This is a genomic window from Pseudomonas sp. GM74, from assembly GCF_000282455.1.
Classification (GTDB): Bacteria; Pseudomonadota; Gammaproteobacteria; order Pseudomonadales; family Pseudomonadaceae; genus Aquipseudomonas.
In genome coordinates, this window is record NZ_AKJG01000039.1 from 87,880 (window position 1) to 107,049 (window position 19,170).

14 protein-coding genes are annotated in these 19,170 nt (G+C 62.4%); 2 read left to right on the forward strand and 12 right to left on the reverse strand.

Features of this window, described 5'->3' with window-relative positions:
* The first annotated feature begins 95 nt into the window (after positions 1–95).
* On the forward strand, positions 96–800 hold the full coding sequence (locus tag PMI34_RS29660) for a methyl-accepting chemotaxis protein (protein WP_407514505.1): 705 nt from the start codon (positions 96–98) through the stop codon (positions 798–800).
* A 159-nt stretch (positions 801–959) separates the two neighbouring features.
* Here the strand turns inward: PMI34_RS29660 and PMI34_RS21500 are convergent, their stop codons facing one another.
* The 6 genes from PMI34_RS21500 to PMI34_RS21475 form a co-directional block, all read right to left on the reverse strand.
* Positions 960–2,333 carry a DUF1329 domain-containing protein gene (locus PMI34_RS21500; RefSeq protein ID WP_008047530.1) on the reverse strand — a complete coding sequence of 458 codons (1,374 nt, stop codon included), beginning with the start codon at positions 2,331–2,333 and terminating at the stop codon, positions 960–962.
* A gap of 133 nt (positions 2,334–2,466) precedes the next feature.
* Positions 2,467–4,422, reverse strand: coding sequence for a DUF1302 domain-containing protein (locus PMI34_RS21495; RefSeq protein ID WP_008047532.1), 1,956 nt, complete (start codon positions 4,420–4,422; stop codon positions 2,467–2,469).
* Between the two features lie 60 nt (positions 4,423–4,482).
* The gene (locus PMI34_RS21490) at positions 4,483–5,772 is read right to left on the reverse strand and encodes a hypothetical protein (protein ID WP_008047534.1); all 1,290 of its coding nucleotides are present in this window, start codon (positions 5,770–5,772) and stop codon (positions 4,483–4,485) included.
* A 240-nt stretch (positions 5,773–6,012) separates the two neighbouring features.
* On the reverse strand, positions 6,013–7,581 hold the full coding sequence (locus PMI34_RS21485) for an FGGY-family carbohydrate kinase (protein WP_032829442.1): 1,569 nt from the start codon (positions 7,579–7,581) through the stop codon (positions 6,013–6,015).
* Between the two features lie 20 nt (positions 7,582–7,601).
* Complete coding sequence (locus tag PMI34_RS21480) at positions 7,602–9,197, reverse strand: glycerol-3-phosphate dehydrogenase/oxidase (RefSeq protein ID WP_008047537.1); 1,596 nt, start codon at positions 9,195–9,197, stop codon at positions 7,602–7,604.
* Positions 9,198–9,202: 5 nt separating this feature from the next.
* Complete coding sequence (locus tag PMI34_RS21475) at positions 9,203–10,798, reverse strand: FAD-binding oxidoreductase (RefSeq protein WP_008047539.1); 1,596 nt, start codon at positions 10,796–10,798, stop codon at positions 9,203–9,205.
* Positions 10,799–11,008: 210 nt separating this feature from the next.
* On the opposite strand from PMI34_RS21475, the gene gliR reads away from it, so the two are divergent.
* Positions 11,009–12,037: an AraC family transcriptional regulator GliR gene (gene gliR / locus PMI34_RS21470; RefSeq protein ID WP_008047541.1), complete on the forward strand. Its 1,029-nt coding sequence runs from the start codon at positions 11,009–11,011 to the stop codon at positions 12,035–12,037.
* A 12-nt stretch (positions 12,038–12,049) separates the two neighbouring features.
* Here gliR and PMI34_RS21465 read toward each other — a convergent pair whose 3' ends face one another.
* The 6 genes from PMI34_RS21465 to PMI34_RS21440 form a co-directional block, all read right to left on the reverse strand.
* Positions 12,050–12,418 (reverse strand): glyoxalase superfamily protein, encoded by a 369-nt coding sequence (locus PMI34_RS21465; protein WP_008047543.1) that lies wholly within the window; start codon positions 12,416–12,418, stop codon positions 12,050–12,052.
* 229 nt (positions 12,419–12,647) lie between these two features.
* The gene (locus PMI34_RS21460) at positions 12,648–14,105 is read right to left on the reverse strand and encodes an N-acyl-D-amino-acid deacylase family protein (protein WP_008047544.1); all 1,458 of its coding nucleotides are present in this window, start codon (positions 14,103–14,105) and stop codon (positions 12,648–12,650) included.
* A 1-nt stretch (position 14,106) separates the two neighbouring features.
* Entirely contained in the window at positions 14,107–14,967 is an 861-nt protein-coding gene (locus PMI34_RS21455; protein ID WP_007973204.1) for a MurR/RpiR family transcriptional regulator, read from the reverse strand.
* A gap of 14 nt (positions 14,968–14,981) precedes the next feature.
* Positions 14,982–16,331 (reverse strand): GntT/GntP/DsdX family permease, encoded by a 1,350-nt coding sequence (locus PMI34_RS21450; protein WP_008047545.1) that lies wholly within the window; start codon positions 16,329–16,331, stop codon positions 14,982–14,984.
* A gap of 220 nt (positions 16,332–16,551) precedes the next feature.
* Positions 16,552–17,997 carry a SulP family inorganic anion transporter gene (locus PMI34_RS21445; RefSeq protein ID WP_008047547.1) on the reverse strand — a complete coding sequence of 482 codons (1,446 nt, stop codon included), beginning with the start codon at positions 17,995–17,997 and terminating at the stop codon, positions 16,552–16,554.
* Positions 17,998–18,275: 278 nt separating this feature from the next.
* On the reverse strand, positions 18,276–19,169 hold the full coding sequence (locus tag PMI34_RS21440) for an NAD-dependent epimerase/dehydratase family protein (protein WP_008047550.1): 894 nt from the start codon (positions 19,167–19,169) through the stop codon (positions 18,276–18,278).
* Position 19,170: the final 1 nt, after the last annotated feature.

The window sequence follows — 19,170 nt, forward strand, 5'->3', positions numbered from 1 at the left end:
CCGCCGAAGAGCTGTCGGCCGTGACCGAGCAGACCAGCGCCGGGGTCAACAGCCAGAAGGTCGAGACCGATCAGGTAGCCACCGCCATGCACGAGATGACCGCCACCGTGCAGGAAGTCGCGCGCAACGCCGAAGAAGCCTCGCAAGCCGCGGCGGCGGCGGACGGCGAAGCCCGTGAGGGTGACAAAGTGGTCAACGAAGCCATCGCCCAGATCGAGCGTCTGGCCAGCGAAGTGGTGCGCTCCACCGAAGCCATGAGCGTGCTGCAACAGGAAAGCGACAAGATCGGCAGCGTCATGGACGTGATCAAGGCCGTCGCCGAGCAGACCAACCTGCTGGCGCTCAATGCCGCCATCGAAGCGGCCCGTGCCGGTGAAGCCGGTCGTGGTTTTGCGGTGGTGGCTGACGAGGTCCGCGGCCTGGCCCAGCGCACGCAGAAATCCACCGAGGAAATCGAAGGCCTGGTGGCCGGCCTGCAGAACGGCACGCAACAAGTGTCGGCCGTGATGAACAACAGTCGCGTCCTCACCGACAGCAGCGTGGCCCTGACCCGCAAGGCCGGCGAGTCACTGGAAAACATCACCCGCACGGTGTCCAACATCCAGTCGATGAACCAGCAGATCGCCGCCGCTGCCGAACAGCAAAGCGCCGTGGCCGAGGAGATCAGCCGCAGCATCATCAACGTGCGCGATGTGTCGGAGCAGACGGCTGCGGCGAGCGATGAGACCGCCAAGTCCAGCGTTGAACTGGCGCGGTTGGGTGGTCAGTTGCAGCAGATGGTGAGCCACTTCCGCGTCTGACCGTATACCTGCGGTGATTGGAAAACCCATTCGCGGGCAAGCCCGCTCCCACAGGTAAAGAGTCGAACACAGAATCTGTGAACGGCTCTGAAAACCCTGTGGGAGCCCGCTCGCGATTGCGTTCTCACAGACTGCATCTGAAAGGGTGTGCTGCGCGGTTTACCGCGTCCCACGCTGGCGCAATGCCGACGGCATGAAGTACGCGTCTTCCGGCACCGGTTGGGTGAAGTCCACGGTGCCCTGCTCTTCGTTATCCAGGTTCTGCACGTAGTAACGACGCGCCTGCAAGTCATGGAATACGTCCAGCGCGCTCCAGGTGGTGGGCAGGTCGTAGAAGTTTTTCAGGTAGGCCATCGACACCCGCCACAACTCCCCTCGCCCGTCGTATTGATCCACCAAGGCGGCACCCCAACTGTCTTCGTCCAGAAACAGCACGCGCTTGGAATAGATATGCCGCGCGCCCGGTTTGAGCGTGCCTTCGACCACCCAGACCCGATGCAGCTCATAACGGGTGAATTGCGGGTTGAGGTGGCCCGGTGTGAGCAACTGCTCGTACTTCACCTCAGGGCTGCCGACTTTGTAATTGTTATAGGGAATGTAGACCTCTTGCTTGCCCTTGAGCTTCCAGTCGTAGCGGTCTGGCGAGCCGTTGAACAGGTCCGTATCGTCTGCCGTGCGCAGGCCGTCGGATGAGGCGATCGGGGTGTCATACGCGAGGTTCGGTGCCCGGCGCACACGGCGTTGGCCCGCGTCGTAGACCCAGGCCTGGCGCGGGTCCTTGAGCTGGTCCAGGGTCTCGTGAACCAGTGCCGCACCGCCCGCCAGCCGGGCCGGGCTCTTCACGAACGCCAGGTAGTAGAACAGGATGTTTTTCAGGTCGGCAAACTGCCCGCCCGGGCGGTAATAGTTGAAGAGCCCCTCCTGCTGCGAGGTCACCAGCGCGAAGCTGCCGTTGCGTTGTACCGGCGCTTCGGAGGCACGACGGACCACATAGATGCCGCGATAACGGGTGATGTGGTTCCATAGCACCTCGATGCCATCCTTGGGCACCGGGAACGGCACACCGCCATAGGCATCGGCAAAACCGGTGCCGCCGTCGAGCAGCTTGGTCGCGGTCGCATTTTTCAAGGTGTTGTCATACAGCCACTGCGGCGCCGAGCCAGAGCGGCGAGAGGGATAGACCGGCATCTGGAAGGTGTCGGGGTAGCTGTTGAACAGGGCGATCTGACCCGGGCTGAGGTGGGCCTTGTACTGCTCAAGGTTGGCCTTGGTGATGGTGAACAGCGGCTTGTCCGCCGCATACGGGTCCAGGTGATGCTGGCCGGGCTTGTAGCCCGCCGGCGCCTGGGTGATACCGCCGCTCCAGGCCGGAATGGTCCCGGCCGCGTTGCCGGCACGCTCGGCCCCCAGTGGCGTCAGTGAGGCTTTCAATTGCTCGGCCAGCTGCGGCGTGACCGCGGCCAGCGCGCTGCCGGCGGCCAGGCTCAGAAACAGCGCCAGGGTGGTCTTGGTCAGTCGTGAAGTGTGAAACATGATCGTTCTCCGAAATACAAAAACCTGTGGGAGCTGGCTTGCCAGCGATAGCGGTGGGTCAGCCAACATGGATGTCGAATGTGCTGCCGTCATCGCGGGCAAGCCCGCTCCCACAGGGGGATGAGATGAGCTTTCACAAGAAGTACTTGAGGTTGAAGCCGATGTTGTCGCGGTCACGCAGGCCGTTGTCCTGCCCGCCGCCATAGAACTCGGTGTATTGCAGCTCGGCCTCCAGCTTGTTCTGGTAGTTGGCCTTGATCCCCAGGGTGTAGGCCTTGCGACCCTCGATGACGTTGCCCGCCTGATAGCTGTTGCCCTCGAAGTCATCCTTGTAGACGACATAAGGCGAGACGTTGACCCCGGCATACACGTCGTTCCAGGTGCCGTTGAGCATCGCGGTGTAGCTGTAGGAGTTGCGGTTGACCTGGTCGCTGCGCTCGCCACCGGACACATAGGAAAAGTTACCTGTGCCCGCGAAGTAACGGGTACTGCCGTCAAAAGCGGTGTATTGCAGGCTGCTGCCGCGCAGATGCTCTGACGCCAGTTCGAATACGCCGAACATCGAGTCGAATGACAGGCTCGGGCCAAAGTTGTAAATGGTGCCCATGGACGCGTTGAACGCTTCCACCCGCTCGGCGTTATTGATCTGGCTGTCGAGCGTGACCTGCTGCCCGCCGATGTTGATGGTCTGGCCGCCTGCCGCTGCGGCGGCGCCGTTGGCCAGGTCGCCGATCAGGTCGTTGGTGGCGGCGACCCCGATAGGCAGGTTCGGCCGATAGGCCACTTCACCGAACACAGACGCCTGGCCCAGGGTGGTGTTGAAACTGAAGCCGTACATGCGGATGTCTTCGGCATAGCGCCGATGCGCCTGAATATTGCCCAGCACATCCACGGTCGCCAGGCCGTTGGCGAGTTGCCCCGCCTGACTGCCGGCGACACCGGCCAACAGGTTGGTCAGGGCATTCATGTCGATGCCCTTGTACCCGCCCAGATCGGCGGAAATGGTCGGCTCCTTGGCGTGGTAGTTGACCATGTACAACCCGAACTCGGTGCTGTTGAGCTCTTCTACGATGTAGCGAAAAGCGAAACCGAACTGGCCGTCGTTGCGCGCGTTGAAGTCCTTGCCGACCGTGGCCACTTTGACGGTGTTGCCAAAGGCCGGGGTGACCCCGTTGGCATACAGGCCGGTGGTGCTCAGGGCCTGGCTGAGCAACGGGTTGTTGCCCAGCGCGCTGTACAGATCGATGACGTTGCCGAAGCCAGGCACCGGAGTGTCCAGCGCGGTACCGCTGAAGTTGTTGTAGGCGGTGTTGCCGCCGTCGGCGAACAGGTCCGTCTGCGAGTAGAACGTGCCAACCGGGTCGATGCGGGTTTCCTTCCAGTTCGTCTGGTAAAAGCTTTCCATGGTCAGGCTGTCGGTCAGGCCGATGTTGAAGCTCAGCGCTTCCACCGGCACCAGCACTTCCTTGACTTCAGCCCCGGGCAAACGGTACTTGGCCGCATCCACCGGGTTGGTGGTGTTGATCCCGCCTCGGTAGAAAATCCCCTCGCCCCAGTTGAACACCTGGCGCCCGACACGCGCGGTGACCGGCATCTGCGCGACGTCCCAGTTGCCATAGAGGTAGGCGTCGAGCAACTCCACCCGGCTGCCGGCGATATCGCGGGTCTGGCTGGTGAAATGGTCGTCCTGGGGGAAACTCTGACTCGGTTGCGACGGGTTGTTGTTGCCGTAGTAATCGTTGCGTTTGTCCATCAGCTGGGTGTCATAGAACGCGGTACCGCGCACGAACATCCCGTAGTTCTGATAGTTGGCCTCGAGCTCCGAGGTGATCTTGTACACCTCGGAAACCAGCCCGGTGTCGAAGTTGCGATTGCCGTCGTTGGTGTTGACGTCGTCGTTGTTCTTGTCCCGGCCCTGGACCCGCCACAAGCGGCCATAAGACAAGGTACTGTCGAATGAGCCGGTGACCTGGTTGTCCAGCACGCTGAACTCCTTGGCCTGCACGCCGTCGACCGCGCACAGTTGCAGCAGCCCTGCCAGGCCCACGCCGGGAAGCGCCGCGCCAGACAGGCGAAATCGAGTGCTCATGGTCCTTTCCTCTTTCCCTGGTTTTATTGTTTTTGTGTTCTGACACCGTTGCAGCGATGGCTATGGAGCCAATCCCGCACCGGCGTAAATCCGGCTGTGGGCGCCGAAATGTCCCAGCAGTTTGAACAGCTGTCGGTTAAGTGCCGGATGGTCGAAGTCTTCGCGCTGCAACTGATTACCGTTGCTGAAATTGCTGGTGATCGGTGCTGTGTCCAGCCACTGGCCGATGGCTGCATCAAACGCTGCGGATTCGTCGATGGACTCGGCACTCACCACTTCGCGCAGGTAGTCCACCGAGTACGGTGGGTAACGGGCGTCTTGGTCAGAGTCGGCATAAACGTCGAGCATCGGGTGTGCCTGGCCGGCGCACAGCAGGCGACGAAGCCAGGTCGACTGATATTTCTCGACTTCCATGTGCCGGGTGGCGACCCGTTCGATGGCCGCCTGCTTGTCGGCATCGAATCCGACCAGTGCCTTGCCTTCCAAAAGAAGAAGATTGGCGAGGTCGACGCCGGGCAATGGCTTGGCGTGATAAGGCTGGGTCAGGTCCTGAATGTGGTGCAGGCCCCAGCCGAGAAAGCGATAGCCCCAATAAGGATGGCCAGTGGCAAACGCCAGTCGCGCCAACCCCATGTACTGGTAGGCGCGCCAGTCCGGCCAGCTGCGCTGAAGAAACCCGGCAGCGGCATACACCACCGGGCTTTCATGGAAAAACCCCATGTGGAACGGCGCCTGGGAGCTGTACTGAAACCGGGCGTCGCCGAAGGGCTGCGGGCCGAAGCCGTACAACGCGCCGACTTCGCCCGGGTTGTCGCTGAACAGGTTGATGTCGTGGCCGTAATCCGGCTCATCGGCGGCGCTGGCCAACACGGCCAGGGGCGCGACTTGTTCGTGGTCAGCCACAACGATGAAGCGCTGGCGACTCCACGGTGAGAGCGTCTGCTCCACCATGACTTGTTCGGCCTTGAGGTGTTCACGCTCGGGCAGATCCTTGCCCGGCATCGGCTGGATGACCATCGCCAGATGAATCCCGGGATTGATGCGCAGTGCGGTGAGGAAGTCGTGGCGCAGATTGTCCCCGGGCACGGCAGGCAATCGCAGGCTGTCCGGGCGCGGCGGGTATTGGGCGAAGTGCTCGCGGGCGAAGCGCTCCTGCTCATCGAGCAGCGCACTCACGGCCTGGTATTGCTGCGAAAGAAACTGTTCCAGCGGCTCGACTTCAACCTGCGGTGCATCACGCAACGTCGGCAAATCCTGCAACGCCAGGTAGCTGCCCACCGTATGGTTCGACCAGCCCCAGGCTGTGGGGGCCGTTGAACAAAGCAGCAACAGGAGGAATGTCAGCTTCATTGCCTGGTTCTTATTGGATGTGCCGTGGGGGTTGAGCCTAACAACCGACCTTGCCCCTGACACTGTCCAATCTCACCAGAAAAGCTCTCCGATAGCGCCACATGCGCGGTGTAAAAAAACACCGAAGGTCATTGTGGGAGCGAGCTTGCTTGCGATGGCGGTGGGTCAGTCACCATTGATATCGAATTTGCTGCCGTCATCGCGAGCAAGCTCGCTCCCACAGGGTTCTCGGGTGTTTTCCTAAGCGGGGTAACCGGTGATTTTGCGGATGCTTTGGTACAACGGCTTGAGCTGTCGATACATGCGCAGGTAGACCTCTTTGTACAGTCGCTCATAGATCTGCTGCGCCTCGGGTTGCGGCATGAACACCGTACCGACCCGCGTCATGGCGGCCATCGCCGTGGGGAAGTCCGCGTGCAGCCCCAGGCCCACCGCGCAGCAAATGGCCGCGCCCAGGCCGGACGCTTCGTAGATATGCGGACGCTCGGCCGGCAGGCCGAAAATGTTCGCCGTGAGCTGCATCGCGGCATCACTCTGCGAACCTCCACCGGCGACGCGCAAGCGCTTGATCGAGACCTTCGAGCGCTTCTCGATTTTCTCCAGGCCCTGACGCAAGGCATACGCCAGACCTTCGAGGATCGCCCGGTAAATGTGCGCGCGGGTATGCACATCGCCGAAGCCGATCATCGCGCCCTTGGCTTCCACGCCCGGCTCGCGGATGCCGGGCGACCAGTAGGGTTGCAGCATCAACCCCATGGAGCCTGGCGGCACGGCGTCGACCAGTGCATCGAAGAGTTGCTCGGGCTCCACACCCTGGGCTTTGGCCTGCTGCATTTCCCGCAGACCGAACTCGTTCTTGAACCAGCTGACCATCCAGTAGCCGCGATAAATCATCACCTCGCAGTTGTATTGATCCGGCACTGCGGACGGGTAAGGCGGAATCAACGGGACGATTTCCAGGTAGCGCGACCGGGTGCTGGTGATCGTCGCCGTGGTGCCGTAGGAAAGGCATACGGTGCCTGGGTCGACGACGCCGGAACCCACGACTTCGCAAGCCTTGTCGGCACCCGCGGCGATCAGCGGCAGCCCCTCGGGAATGCCGGTGTGGCGGCTGGCCTCGGCGCTGATGTAGCCCAGGGTTTCACCGGGTTTGTGCAGGCCCGGCAGTTGCTCGGGACGCACTGCCAGCGCCTGCCATTTCCAGTCGGCGGGTGCGGCCCAGCGCAAGCGCTTGAAGTCGAACGGCAGGTAACCGACGCAACAGCCCACGGAATCGACAAAGCGCCCGCAAAGGCGATGGGTGAGAAACCCCGATAGCAGCAAGAATTTGTCGGTTGCCGCCCAGACGTCAGGCTGATTACGGGCGATCCAGTTGGCCTCGGCCTGGGCGCGAAAGTAGTCCACCGTGGCTTGCGCGCCGACCAGCTTGAACAGCCAGCCCCACGGCCCCTTGATGCCGCCTTTGACTTCGGCCTGGCGTTGATCGAGCCACAGGATCGCCGGGCGCAGCGCCTTGCCCTGGGCATCGACGTTGATCACGGTGCCGCGTTGGGTGGTCAGGGAAACACCGGCAATCTGTGAACGATCGATGCCGGTTTGCTGCCACAACTGCTGGCAGGCCTCACCCAGTTTTGCCCAGTAATACTCAGGGTCCTGCTCGGCCCAGCCGGGTTGAGTCGAATAATAGGCCTGCAACTCGACCTTGCCTTTGCCCAGCAGATTGCCCTGCAGGTCGAAGAGCAGCGCGCGCACGCTCTGGGTGCCATTGTCGATGGCCAACAGGTAACGCTTGTTCGGGTGGTTATCCATGGAGCTCTCTTCAATGGGCATCAATGCGCGGTATCCGGCAAACCATGATGGCGTTGCCACAACGCCCGATAACGCTGTAATTCCTGCTGCCAATGCTCATCGCCCCAGCCCAGTCGCGGTTGGCAGAGCTGGCGAATGGCGGCGAAATAATCCTCGCCACCGCGCGGCAGCAACAGGCCCAGGCGGGTTCGGCGCAGCAGCAGGTCATCCAGGTGCAGGACCATTTCCCCATCGCAGGCAACGGCCAGTTCCGCCCACAAGGTGTCAGTGCCGCCGACGGTGTCATGGCCCAGCTCAGCGATCAGTTGCGCCAGCCTCGGCAGGTCACGGCCATGCCGCCCGGCCAGTCGTCGCCACTGGCTGACGCTGAGCCCAGGGATCGCCAGTGGCGGCACGACGGCAAACACCGGTGCGGCGTCATCAACGAACGGACGATCGAGCATGGCCGCGCAAGCCTTGAGCACTTCGATGGCTTGCGGGCGAAACGTGGTCAGCTTGCCGCCGGCCAGGGTCACGCAACCTGGCTCCTGCCACAGCACATGCTCACGGGTTTCATTCGACGGTTTGTCTTGATGCTCACCCGCCGCACTGCCCACCACCGGGCGCACCCCCGACCAGGTCGACAGCACATCGGCAGCGACCACTTCAGCGCCGGGGAATTGCTGACTACAGGCCGCCAGCAGATAGTCGAGTTCCTCGGGACTGATGCTCGCGCTCTGGTCCAGATCGCCGTGATGATCGAGGTCCGTAGTGCCGACCACCGTGGCGCCCTCCCACGGGAAAACGAACACCGGTCGACGGTCACGCTCGTGCAGGAAGGTGAAGGCTTGCGCCACGGGCAGGCGCCAACCCGGCAACAACAGATGACTGCCACGCAATGGGCGCAACTGGCGAGGTGCATCGGGCAGGCGCAAGCGTTCGGCCCAAGCGCCGGTGGCCACGGCCAGCACACCGCAACGCAACGTCAGTGACCCGCCGCCCTCGCAGTCTTCGACCTGAACCCCGCAAACACGCCCCGCTTCACGCAGCAATTGCTGCACACGCACACCGTTGAGCACCACGGCGCCGTCGGCCCGGGCCTCGCCCAGAACGCGCATCACCAGGCGGGCATCATCGGTCAGCGCATCGATAAAACAGGTGCCACCCAGAAGGCCGTCTTCCTTCACCCCTGGCGCCAGATAACGCAGTTGTTGCGCGTCATGGAAGTGATGGCTGCGCCGCCCGGCCAATGCGTCATAGACGGACAGCAAACCACCCAGCACCCGAGGTCCGGGAAAACCGCCACGGTAATGCGGCATCATGAAACTCATCGGCTCCACCAGCCCCGGCGCTTCATCGAGCAGGCGCTGGCGTTCGCGGACCGAATCGCGGGTCAAGCGCCACTGGCCCTTGGCGATATAGCGCAAACCGCCATGGACCATTTTCGAGGAGCGGCTGGAGGTGCCCCAGGCGAAATCGCGCTGTTCCAGCAGCAGGCAGCGCCAGCCACGGCGCGCGGCTTCGCGCAGGATACCGGCGCCGCTGATGCCGCCGCCGATGACGATCAGGTCCCAGGTTTCATCCGCCAGCGTCGGCAGCACCCGCTGTCGCCACGCCGCGTTCCAGTCCAGGCTCATGGCCGTCACTCCTGCAACAGCGTGCCAGGGTTCAGTCGCCCGGCCGGATCGAAATGCCGACTCAGAGCCTGCAGGGTGTCCATCGCCAGCGCGCCCTTCTCCCGCAACAGGTACGGCGCGTGATCCTTGCCCACGCCATGCTGGTGGCTGATGGTGCCTTGGTTATCGACGATGGTCTGGCTGGCTGCCTGTTTGAGTGCCTGCCAGCGCGCCAGGGTGGCGGGGTAGTCCGCCGCCGGGCGAAACACATAGGTGGTGTAGATGCTCGACCCTTCGCCGTAGACATGGGAAAGGTGGGTGAAGACATGCACCCGCTCGCCTTCGGCAGCCAAGGCGTCGCGCAGGCTGTTTTCGATCAGCGTGAGCAGGTTGTCGACGTTGCTCCAGTCAGTGGCCGTTTCCAGGGTGTCCACCACGTAACCTGCGTTCCACAGGTTTTCCCGCAGGTAGGGAAAACGAAAACGGTTCTGCGCCCACTTCTTGCCAAGCAAGGTGCCGGTAAACACGCCGCCGAACGCCTTGAGGTGCTGCCGGGCCTGACGCAGGGACAACGAATTTTGCCGACGGTTGCCGGTCACACCGAACGTCAGCAGGCATTTACCCTCACCGGCGCCGCGCAGGGCCAGGTACTTTTCCAGCCAGGCGATCTGCTGCGGGTGACCGGCCAGCGCCAGCTGGGTTTCGGTTTCCACCGCGTTGGACAGACGCAGCATCGACAGCGGCACCCGCGCCTGGGCCAACTGGCGAATGGCTTGCAGCGCCCTGGGCCAATCGGGCAGAAACACCCCATAGAAGCGCTCGTCGGCGGGCAGTGCGCTGACCCGCACCTTCACCTCGGAAATGATCCCGAAACGGCCCTCACAGCCCAACACCACCTCGCGCAGATCAGGCCCGGCCGCCGAGGCCGGAAAGGAAGCGATTTCCAAAGGTCCGGCAAAGGTTTCCAGGGTCCCGCCAGCGAACAGTTGCTCGATTCGCCCATAGCGCAGCGACTGCTGGCCACTGGAGCGGCTGGCGACCCAGCCACCCAGGGTCGACAGTTCCCACGACTGCGGGAAATGCCCCAGGGTGTAACCCCGGGCGCGCAACTGACTTTCCACCTGCGGTCCACTGGTGCCGGGGCCGAAGGTGGCCAGCAGACTCTCTTCGTCGAGGTCCAGCAGGCGATTCATGCGGGCCAGGGAAACCGTCACCACCGGCCGCGCGGAACTCGGCGGATTGATGTGACCGGCCACCGAGGTGCCGCCGCCATAGGGAATCAGACACAGGTCCTGTTCATGGGCGAGCAGCAGTAAACGGCGAATCTGTTCAGCGCTCACGGGATAGGCCACGGCGTCGGGGTAATTTCCCAGCTCGCCCTCACGCAACGCCAGCCAGTCCGGCAGGCTCTGGCCCCGGGCATGCAGCAAACGATCATGGGCATCCACGCTGTACAGGAAGTGTGGCTGCAACCGCGATGGAGGTACGCGGGCCAAAGCCGTCTCAAGCGTCGCGTCGGGCAGCGCTCGACCGTCACCCACCCGCCGGGCGAGAAAACTCGCGCCCTGGGCCGGCAGTTCGACCACCGTGGTTGCATCTCCCCAGCCGTTCCAGCGTCGCATGCGTGTGTCCTTTTGCGGTTCTGATCAGTGATATTTCAGGCCCCCATACTAGTCAGCCGCCGGAAAGTGTCACGGTCGCATCGGGCCAGTTCGAGTAGCCAATTGAGTCAAACGTCGCGCAGGCGTCAGCCATTTACTTTAGCCGTGGTTTCAAATTACCTTTCAGGGCATTCATCCGCGCACGCGGGCCTTGATCAAAGGAATACGATCATGCAATCCCTGGGCTTCACTTCCGTTCCGCCGCTGCTCAAGTACCTGCGTCATGCCGAACAACTGGGCATGGCCATCGAGCCTGCGTTGGCGGCTGCCGGGTTGCAGGCACAGCAATTGAGCGACAACAGCCTGCGGTTGCCCGGTGAAGCCCATGAACGGCTGCTCGATTATTTCTGCGAACACTCGGGCGATCCGTTGTTCGGTCTCAACGCCGCGCGTTTTGTGTTGCCCAACTCCTGGAGCGTGCTGGGTTACATCACCATGAACTGCGCGACACTGGGCGATGCGATGAGCCGCATCATGCCGTTCGAAAAACTGGTAGGAGACATGGGCGTCAGCCGCGCCGAGGTGCAAGGCAGCGACGTACACCTGATCTGGACCTGCCGCCATCAACGCCCGCGAATTCGCCGGCACCTGGTGGAAAACGTGCTCGGCTCCTGGCTGCAATACGCGCGCTGGATCGCCGACACGCAAATGTCGCCGGCCGCCGTCTGGCTGGAACATGCCTGTCCGGCCGACACAACGCTGGCAGAGTACGAGCAGATCTTCGACTGCCCGGTACTGTTCGACCAGCCTTATTCAGCGCTGATTGTCCCGTTGCCGTATTTGCAGTTGCCATTGCGCCAGGCCGATGCGCAATTGCTGCGCACGCTGGAAGAACATGCCCAGGGATTGATGGCCACACTGGAGGACGCATCGCTGGAACAGCGGGTCAAAAGCATCCTGCGCCAGTTGCTCAAGGAAGGCCTGCCACGCAAGGAGCAGGTGGCCGAGCATCTCGCCGTGTCCGTGCGCACGCTGCAACGCCAGCTGCATCAGGCCGGTACGTCGTACCAGCAGATCCTCGATGACCTGCGCCAGGAACTGGCCGAGCATTACCTGCTCAACAGCACCCTGCCGATTCAGGACATCGCCCAATACCTGGGTTTCACCGAACCCCGTTCGTTTCACCGCACGTTCAAAAGCCGGCGCGGGATGCCGCCGGGTGAGTTTCGCCAAACCCACCGGGTGCCGAACGAAGGCTGAAGGGTTGAAGGTTCAGAGACTGATCGCGTTGGTGAACACCAAGCGATTGCCGAACGGGTCGGCGATGGTCATGTCCTGGCTGCCCCAGGGCATGGCCTGAATCTGCGGATGGGAAAACCTGTATTCCCTGGCCAACAGTTGCTGCTGAAACTGCTCCAGCTCATCCGTCTCGATCCGCAGCGCAGAACCCGGTGCGCTGTCGCCATGGTGTTCGGACAAATGCAGCACACAATCGCCACGGGAGATTTGCAGGTACAGCGGGAAATCCGCTTCAAGTCGATGTTGCCAGTCGATCTTGAAACCGAGGAAGTCGACGTAGAACTCCACGGCCTTGGCTTCGTCGAAAATACGCAGGACCGGAGTGGTTTTGCCGAAGCTCATCGGGTTGCTCCCAGACGATGAAAGACCTGTAGGAGCGAGCTGGCTCGCGATGGTCGTTAACGATCACGCGTTTTGACTGGCTAAACGCGGCGCCTTTGACTCCATCGCGAGCAGACTCGCTCCTACATGATTGAACAACAATGGTAGTCGGATTTGATGTCAGTCCTTCGGCGCGGAAACGCCATTCTTTAATCTCAAAATGCCATCACTGTGACGCAGTCCTCGAAACTCACTGAAAACCCGTGCGCAAATCCCCTTCCCGGGCCAGGAACCGCCCTTCCCTGCGCCCGTTGGCCTGGCCATCGCGGTAGCTCAACACACCGTTGATCCATACGCCCTCAATGCCTTGTGCCGCCCGCTGCGGATCGTTGAAGTCGGCAACATCACGGATGGTCGCCGGATCGAACAACACCAGGTCGGCCCAATGGCCTTCGCGGATCTCACCGCGCCCCTTCAAACCGAAACGCGCCGCCGACAGCCCGGTCATCTTGTGCACGGCGGTGTGCAGTGGGAACAGTCCCACGTCACGGCTGAAATGTCCGAGTACCCGAGGGAATGCGCCCCACAGGCGTGGGTGCGGGAACGGATCTTCCGGCAAGCCGTCGGAGCCGACCATCGACAGCGGATGCGCGAGGATCCGGCGGACATCCGCCTCATCCATGCCGTAGTACACCGCTCCGGCCGGTTGCAGTTGGCGGGCGGCATCGAGCAACGACAGATTCCATTCGGCGGCGATGTCCATCAGGTCGCGGCCGCCCATCTCCGGGTGCGGCGTCGACCAGGTGATGGTGATGCGGTGGGCATCGGTCACTTGCTTGAGGTCCAGGGTCGAAGAGCTCGCGGCGTAGGGATAACAATCGCAACCCACCGGGTGGGTCTTCGCCGCCTGTTCGAGGGACGCCAGCAGCTGCGGACTACGCCCCCAGTTACCGGCACCGGCGCATTTGAGGTGGGAAATGATCACCGGGCTTTGCGCATGGCGACCGATCTTGAACGCCTCGTCCATGGCCTCCAGCACCGGTTCGAATTCGCTGCGTAAATGGGTGGTGTAGACCGCCCCGAACGCGGTCAGCTCTTCGGTCAGTTGCATCACTTCATCGGTGGATGCCGAGAAGGCGCTGGCATAGGCAAGGCCGGTGGACAGGCCCAAGGCGCCAGCCTTAAGGCTTTCGCGCAATTGCTCGCGCATCGCGCTGATTTCGTCTGCCGTGGCGGTGCGGAACAGATCGTCGAGGTGGTTGCTGCGCAACGCGGTATGGCCGACCAGCGCGGCGACGTTCAGCGTGGTGTTCGCCGCTTCGACCGCCGCACGATAGTCGCGGAAGGTCGGATAAACGAATGCAGCGGCTGTGCCGAGCAGGTTCATCGGGTCCGGGGGATCACCGCGCAAACTCACCGGTGAAGCACTGATCCCGCAGTTGCCGACGATCACCGTTGTCACGCCCTGGCTGAGCTTGGGCAACATCTGCGGTTGACGAATGACCACGGTGTCGTCATGGGTGTGCACGTCGATGAAACCCGGCGCCAGCACATGGCCCTGTGCGTCGATTTCTTCGTTGGCACGGGCATCGCGCAAGTCGCCGATACGCTCGATGCGTCCGCTCAGAATCGCCACGTCGGCGGGGTAACCGGGGCTGTTGCTGCCGTCGATGATCAGGGCGTTGCGAATCAGCGTGTCGTACTGCATGTCAGTCTCCCAGCGGCAAGTGATCATCGCCGCCGCGGTATTCGTCGAGGGCGAGTTTGATCCGCCGCAGACGTTCTTGATTGTCTTCAGGGTTGGCCAAGGCCAGCTCGGTGGCGAGCACATCGATGGCCAGCAGCATGCCGTAACGCGCCGCCGTGGGTTTGTAGATGAACGAGGTTTCGGCGCTTTGCAGCGGCAGGACGATGTCAGCCAGTTGCGCCAGCGGCGAATCGCCGCGAGTGATGGCCAGGATGCGCGCGCCGTAGTTGCGCGCCAGCTCCACCGTTTCAATCAGTTCCGGGGTGATCCCGGTCAGTGAGCAGACAATCACCACCTGTTCGGCGCTGAGGCTGGCGGCGGTGACGCGCATCATCACTGCATCGTGGCACGCCGTGATCGGATAGCCCAGGCGTACCAGGCGCACTTGCAGTTCATCGCTGCACAGGGTCGAACAGCCGCCCATGCCGAAAGCATGAATCATCCGCGCCTTGCCCAGCAGTTTCACCGCATCGGCGAAACGCGACTCATCGAATGCGGCCAGGTGCTGGCGTAAGGTCGACTCGATGTCGCCCACGATCTGCCCGTAGAACGCCGACTGCTCGGGCGTGCCCGCCGGGTCGAGAAACCGGCTGCCGACGCCACTGGCCTGGGCCAACTGCAAGCGCAGGTCACGCAGGTCCTTACAGCCGACCGTACGGGCGAACCGCGACAGCGTGGCGCTGCTGACCTCCGCCCGCAGCGCCAGTTCATCGAGACTGGCGGAGGCGGCAAATCCTACGTCGTCGAGCATCAGACGGGCGATGCGTCCTTCACCGGCACTGAAGGAGTCCTGACGGGCGCGGATCTGGTAGAGGATGTCCATGCAAACGGCTCCGGCTAAATCAGGTAAGAAAGGCCAACGGTCAGGCCGAAGGCAACGACCGAGATCAACGTCTCGAGCACGGTCCAGGTCTTGAAGGTCTGGGTCACTGTCATGTTGAAGTATTCCTTGATCAACCAGAAACCGCCGTCGTTGACGTGGGAAAAGATAACCGACCCGGCGCCCGTCGCCAGCACCAGCAACTCCGGATGGGGATAACCCAGACCAATGGCCACCGGTGCGACCACGCCTGAAGCGGTGGTCATGGCCACAGTGGCAGAACCGGTGGCGATGCGCATCAACGCAGCAAACAGCCAGCCCATCAACAGCGGCGACAGATGAAACTCGTGGGCCAGGCCAACGATCTGGTCGGTGACGCCGGCATCCACCAGAATCCGGTTCAGGCCACCACCAGCGCCCACCAGCAGGGTGATGCTCGCGGTCGGCGCCAGGCATTCGTTGGTGAATTTGAGGATCGATTCGCGGTTGAAGCCCTGGGCCAGGCCGAGGGTCCAGAAGCTCAGCAATGTGGCCAGCAACAGCGCGATCACCGAGTTGCCGATGAACAGCAGGAACTGGTTGAAACCACTGCCCGGCGTGGAAATCAGATTGGCCCAGCCGCCGATCAGCATCAGCACCACCGGCAGCAGGATGGTCGCCATGGTGATGCCAAACCCTGGCAGGCTGTCACGCGGTTCACGCTCAAGGAACTGACGTTCCAGCGGGTTTTCCGCCGGCAACTGAATGCGCGGCACGATGAACTTTGCGTACAGGGGACCGGCAATGATCGCAGTCGGAATGCCGATCAGGATCGCATACATCAAGGTCTGCCCCACCGACGCCTGATACACCTGCACCGCCAGCATCGCCGCCGGGTGCGGTGGAACCAGCGCATGCACCACCGAAAGTCCGGCGACCATCGGCAAGCCGACCATCAGGATCGACACGCCCACCCGCCGCGCCACGGTAAAGGCAATCGGCACCAGCAAGACGAAACCGACTTCGAAGAACAGCGGCAGCCCCACCAGAAACGCGATGGTCACCATCGCCCAATGCGCGTTCTTCTCGCCAAAGCGGTCGATCAAGGTCCGCGCCACCTGCTCGGCGCCGCCGGACTCGGCCATCATCTTGCCGAGCATGGTGCCCAGCGCCACCACCAGTGCGATGTGCCCCAGGGTTTTGCCGACACCGGCCTCGTACGCCCCCACCACACCGGACGGCGGCATGCCCGCCACCAGCGCCAGGCCGATGGAAATCAGGGTGATGACAATGAACGGGTTGAGCCGGTAACGGGCGATCAGAACGATCAGTGCAATGATGGCGATGGCGGCATACACCAGCAGCCAATAGCCGAAGGAAAGGGTCATGCGGTACTCCTCGAGAGGGTCACGTCGAAATATTTGTGAAACTCTTAAAACATTTCGAGGCGCGATTATCAAACGAGGTGAAAGTAATTTTCGTGCAGAGGTAAGGGGTGTCGTACAGAGGTATGGCGTGTCGCGAATTATGAAAGTCGGCTGTGTGAATTTTCATCGCCGACAGATCGATCTTTCCCCGCTCAGCGTGGGAAAGATCGAATGACTGACCTCAGTCGTGCTGCATCCGGGCGCGCTTGAGCAATTTCTTGCAACGCTCGGACAAGTGCAGCACCCGCAAGTGCTTGCCGGCCTTGGCGTAGCGCTCGCGCAAGGTGCCCAGCGCGGCGATGGCCGAGTAGTCGACAAAACTCAGGTGACGGCAATCCAGGGTCACTTGCGCCGGGTCGTTGGCCGGATCGAACTGATTGAGAAAGGGTGTGGTCGAGGCGAAGAACAGCGTGCCATGCACTCGGTACAGCTTGCTGCCGTCGTTCTCCAGGTGACTGTCGGCATACAGCTGGCGGGCCTGCTGCCAGGCAAAATTCAGCGCCGCAATGATGATGCCGCAAAGCACCGCGGTGGCCAGATCGGTGAAAACGGTAATCACCGTCACCGCGATGATCACCAGCACGTCGTTGAGCGGTACCTTGTTCAGCACCCGCAACGAGGCCCAGGCGAAGGTCTGTTGCGACACCACGAACATCACCCCGACCAGCGCGGCCAATGGAATGCGCTCGATCAGCGGCGACAGAAACAGGATGAACAGCAGGACCGACACTCCGGCCACCACCCCGGACAAGCGCCCGCGCCCGCCGGAACTGAGGTTGATCACGGTCTGGCCGATCATGGCGCAACCGCCCATGCCGCCGAATGCACCGGACACCACATTCGCCGCCCCCAGCGCCACGCACTCACGATCCGGGTAGCCACGGCTCTCGGTGATTTCGTCGGTGAGGTTGAGGGTCAACAGGGTTTCCAGCAACCCGACCAGCGCCATCAGGATCGCGTAGGGCGCGATGATGCGCAGGGTGTCCAGATTCCACGCAATGTCCGGCAGCGCCAGCGTCGGCAAGCCACCGGCAATGTGCGCCATGTCGCCCAGGGTGCGGGTCGGCAAGCCAAGCAGATACACCGCCAGGCCCACACCGAGAATCGCCACCAGCGCCGGCGGCACGGTGCGGGTCAGGCGCGGCAGCACGTAGACAATGGCCATGGTCACCGCGACCAGGCCAAGCATCATGTACAGCGGCGTACCGCTCAACCAGGCCTCACCGTTCTTGAAGTGCTCCATTTGCGCCAGGGCAATGATGATCGCCAGGCCGTTGACGAAGCCGAGCATCACCGGGTGCGGCACCATACGCACCAGTTTGCCGAGCTTGAGCAGCCCGAACGCCATCATGATCAACCCGCCCAGCAACACCGTGGCCAGCAAGTACTGCACGCCGTGTTGCACCACCAGCGCGACGATCACCACGGCCATCGAGCCGGCCGCGCCGGACACCATGCCCGGTCGCCCGCCGAACAGCGCGGTCAGGGTGCAGATGATGAATGCGCCATAGAGCCCCATCAGCGGATTGAGGTGGGCCACCAGGGCGAAAGCGATGCACTCGGGCAACAGAGCGAAGGACGTGGTAAGTCCGGCCAGGACATCGGCGCGTAGACGTTTTGCTTTCATGGGGAGATCGCACACAGGGGGGAGACGAAAAAGAGTGTGCGGATGTTACGGAATCGAGGGCCGACCGGCCATCATCTGTGTCATCGAAAATGCCATCGCGGGCAAGCCCGCTCCCACAGGTACTTTGCCGTTCACAAAATTATCGAACAACGCAGTAACTGTGGGAGCGGGCTTGCCCGCTCCCAAAGGTACTTTGCCGTTCACGAAATTATCGAACGACGCAGAAACTGTGGGAGCGGGCTTGCCCGCGAAGAACGATGACGCGGTCTAAAGCGAACTCACACCATCTCGTCGCGAATCCACTCCACGACCGACGTGCGCTTCGGCACCCACCCCAACAGTTCCCGCGCATGCTTGCCGCGAACCCGACTGTTGGAACCCAGACCATAGTTGGCCATTTCGTAGCCCCACTCGGCTTCCGCGTCCTTGAGCGGCCAGTCCTGTGGCTCGCCCAGGTTCAGCGCCCGGGCCATCGCCGTAGTCATGTCGATGAACGACGCTTCACCGCTTTCAACGAAATAGAACGTGCCCGGTACATTTTTAGTCAGCGCCAGCAGGTACAGCGCAACCACGTCCTCGATGTGCACGTTGGACCAGATATTCCGGCCCGTGCCGACATGGCGCACCACGCCGCTTTTGCGCGCCTGTTTGAGCAGACGCGGCAGCTGCACGCTGTCGCGATGGACGCCCAGGCTGTGGCCGTAGATCAAGGTGTTGCAGATCACTGCCGAGTTCACCCCCTCCATGGCCGCCGCCAGGATCAGGTTATCGATGGCCACGCGCGCCGCTTTGTCGACGGTCGGCTCCGGCAGATTGTCTTCGAAGTAAATGTCATCGCTGGATTGACCGCCCGAGGCATCACCGACAATGCTCGAACCGCTGGTGTGCAGGAACACTTTGCCAGAGCCGCGCAAGGCATCGAGCAAGGCCTCCACCGCGTCACGATGATCGCTGCTGGCCGCGTTGATCACAGCGTCGGCAGCCAGCGCCTGATCGGCCAACAGGGCGGAGTCGTCGAGGGTGCCGATCACCGGGGTGATGCCCAGTGCACGCAGCTCATCGGCCTGTTCGGCGCTGCGCACCAGACCGGTGACAGCGTGGCCGGCCTGGACCAGGCCCGTGGCGATGGAACCGCCGATAAAACCGGCGGCACCGGTAACGAATACGTTCATG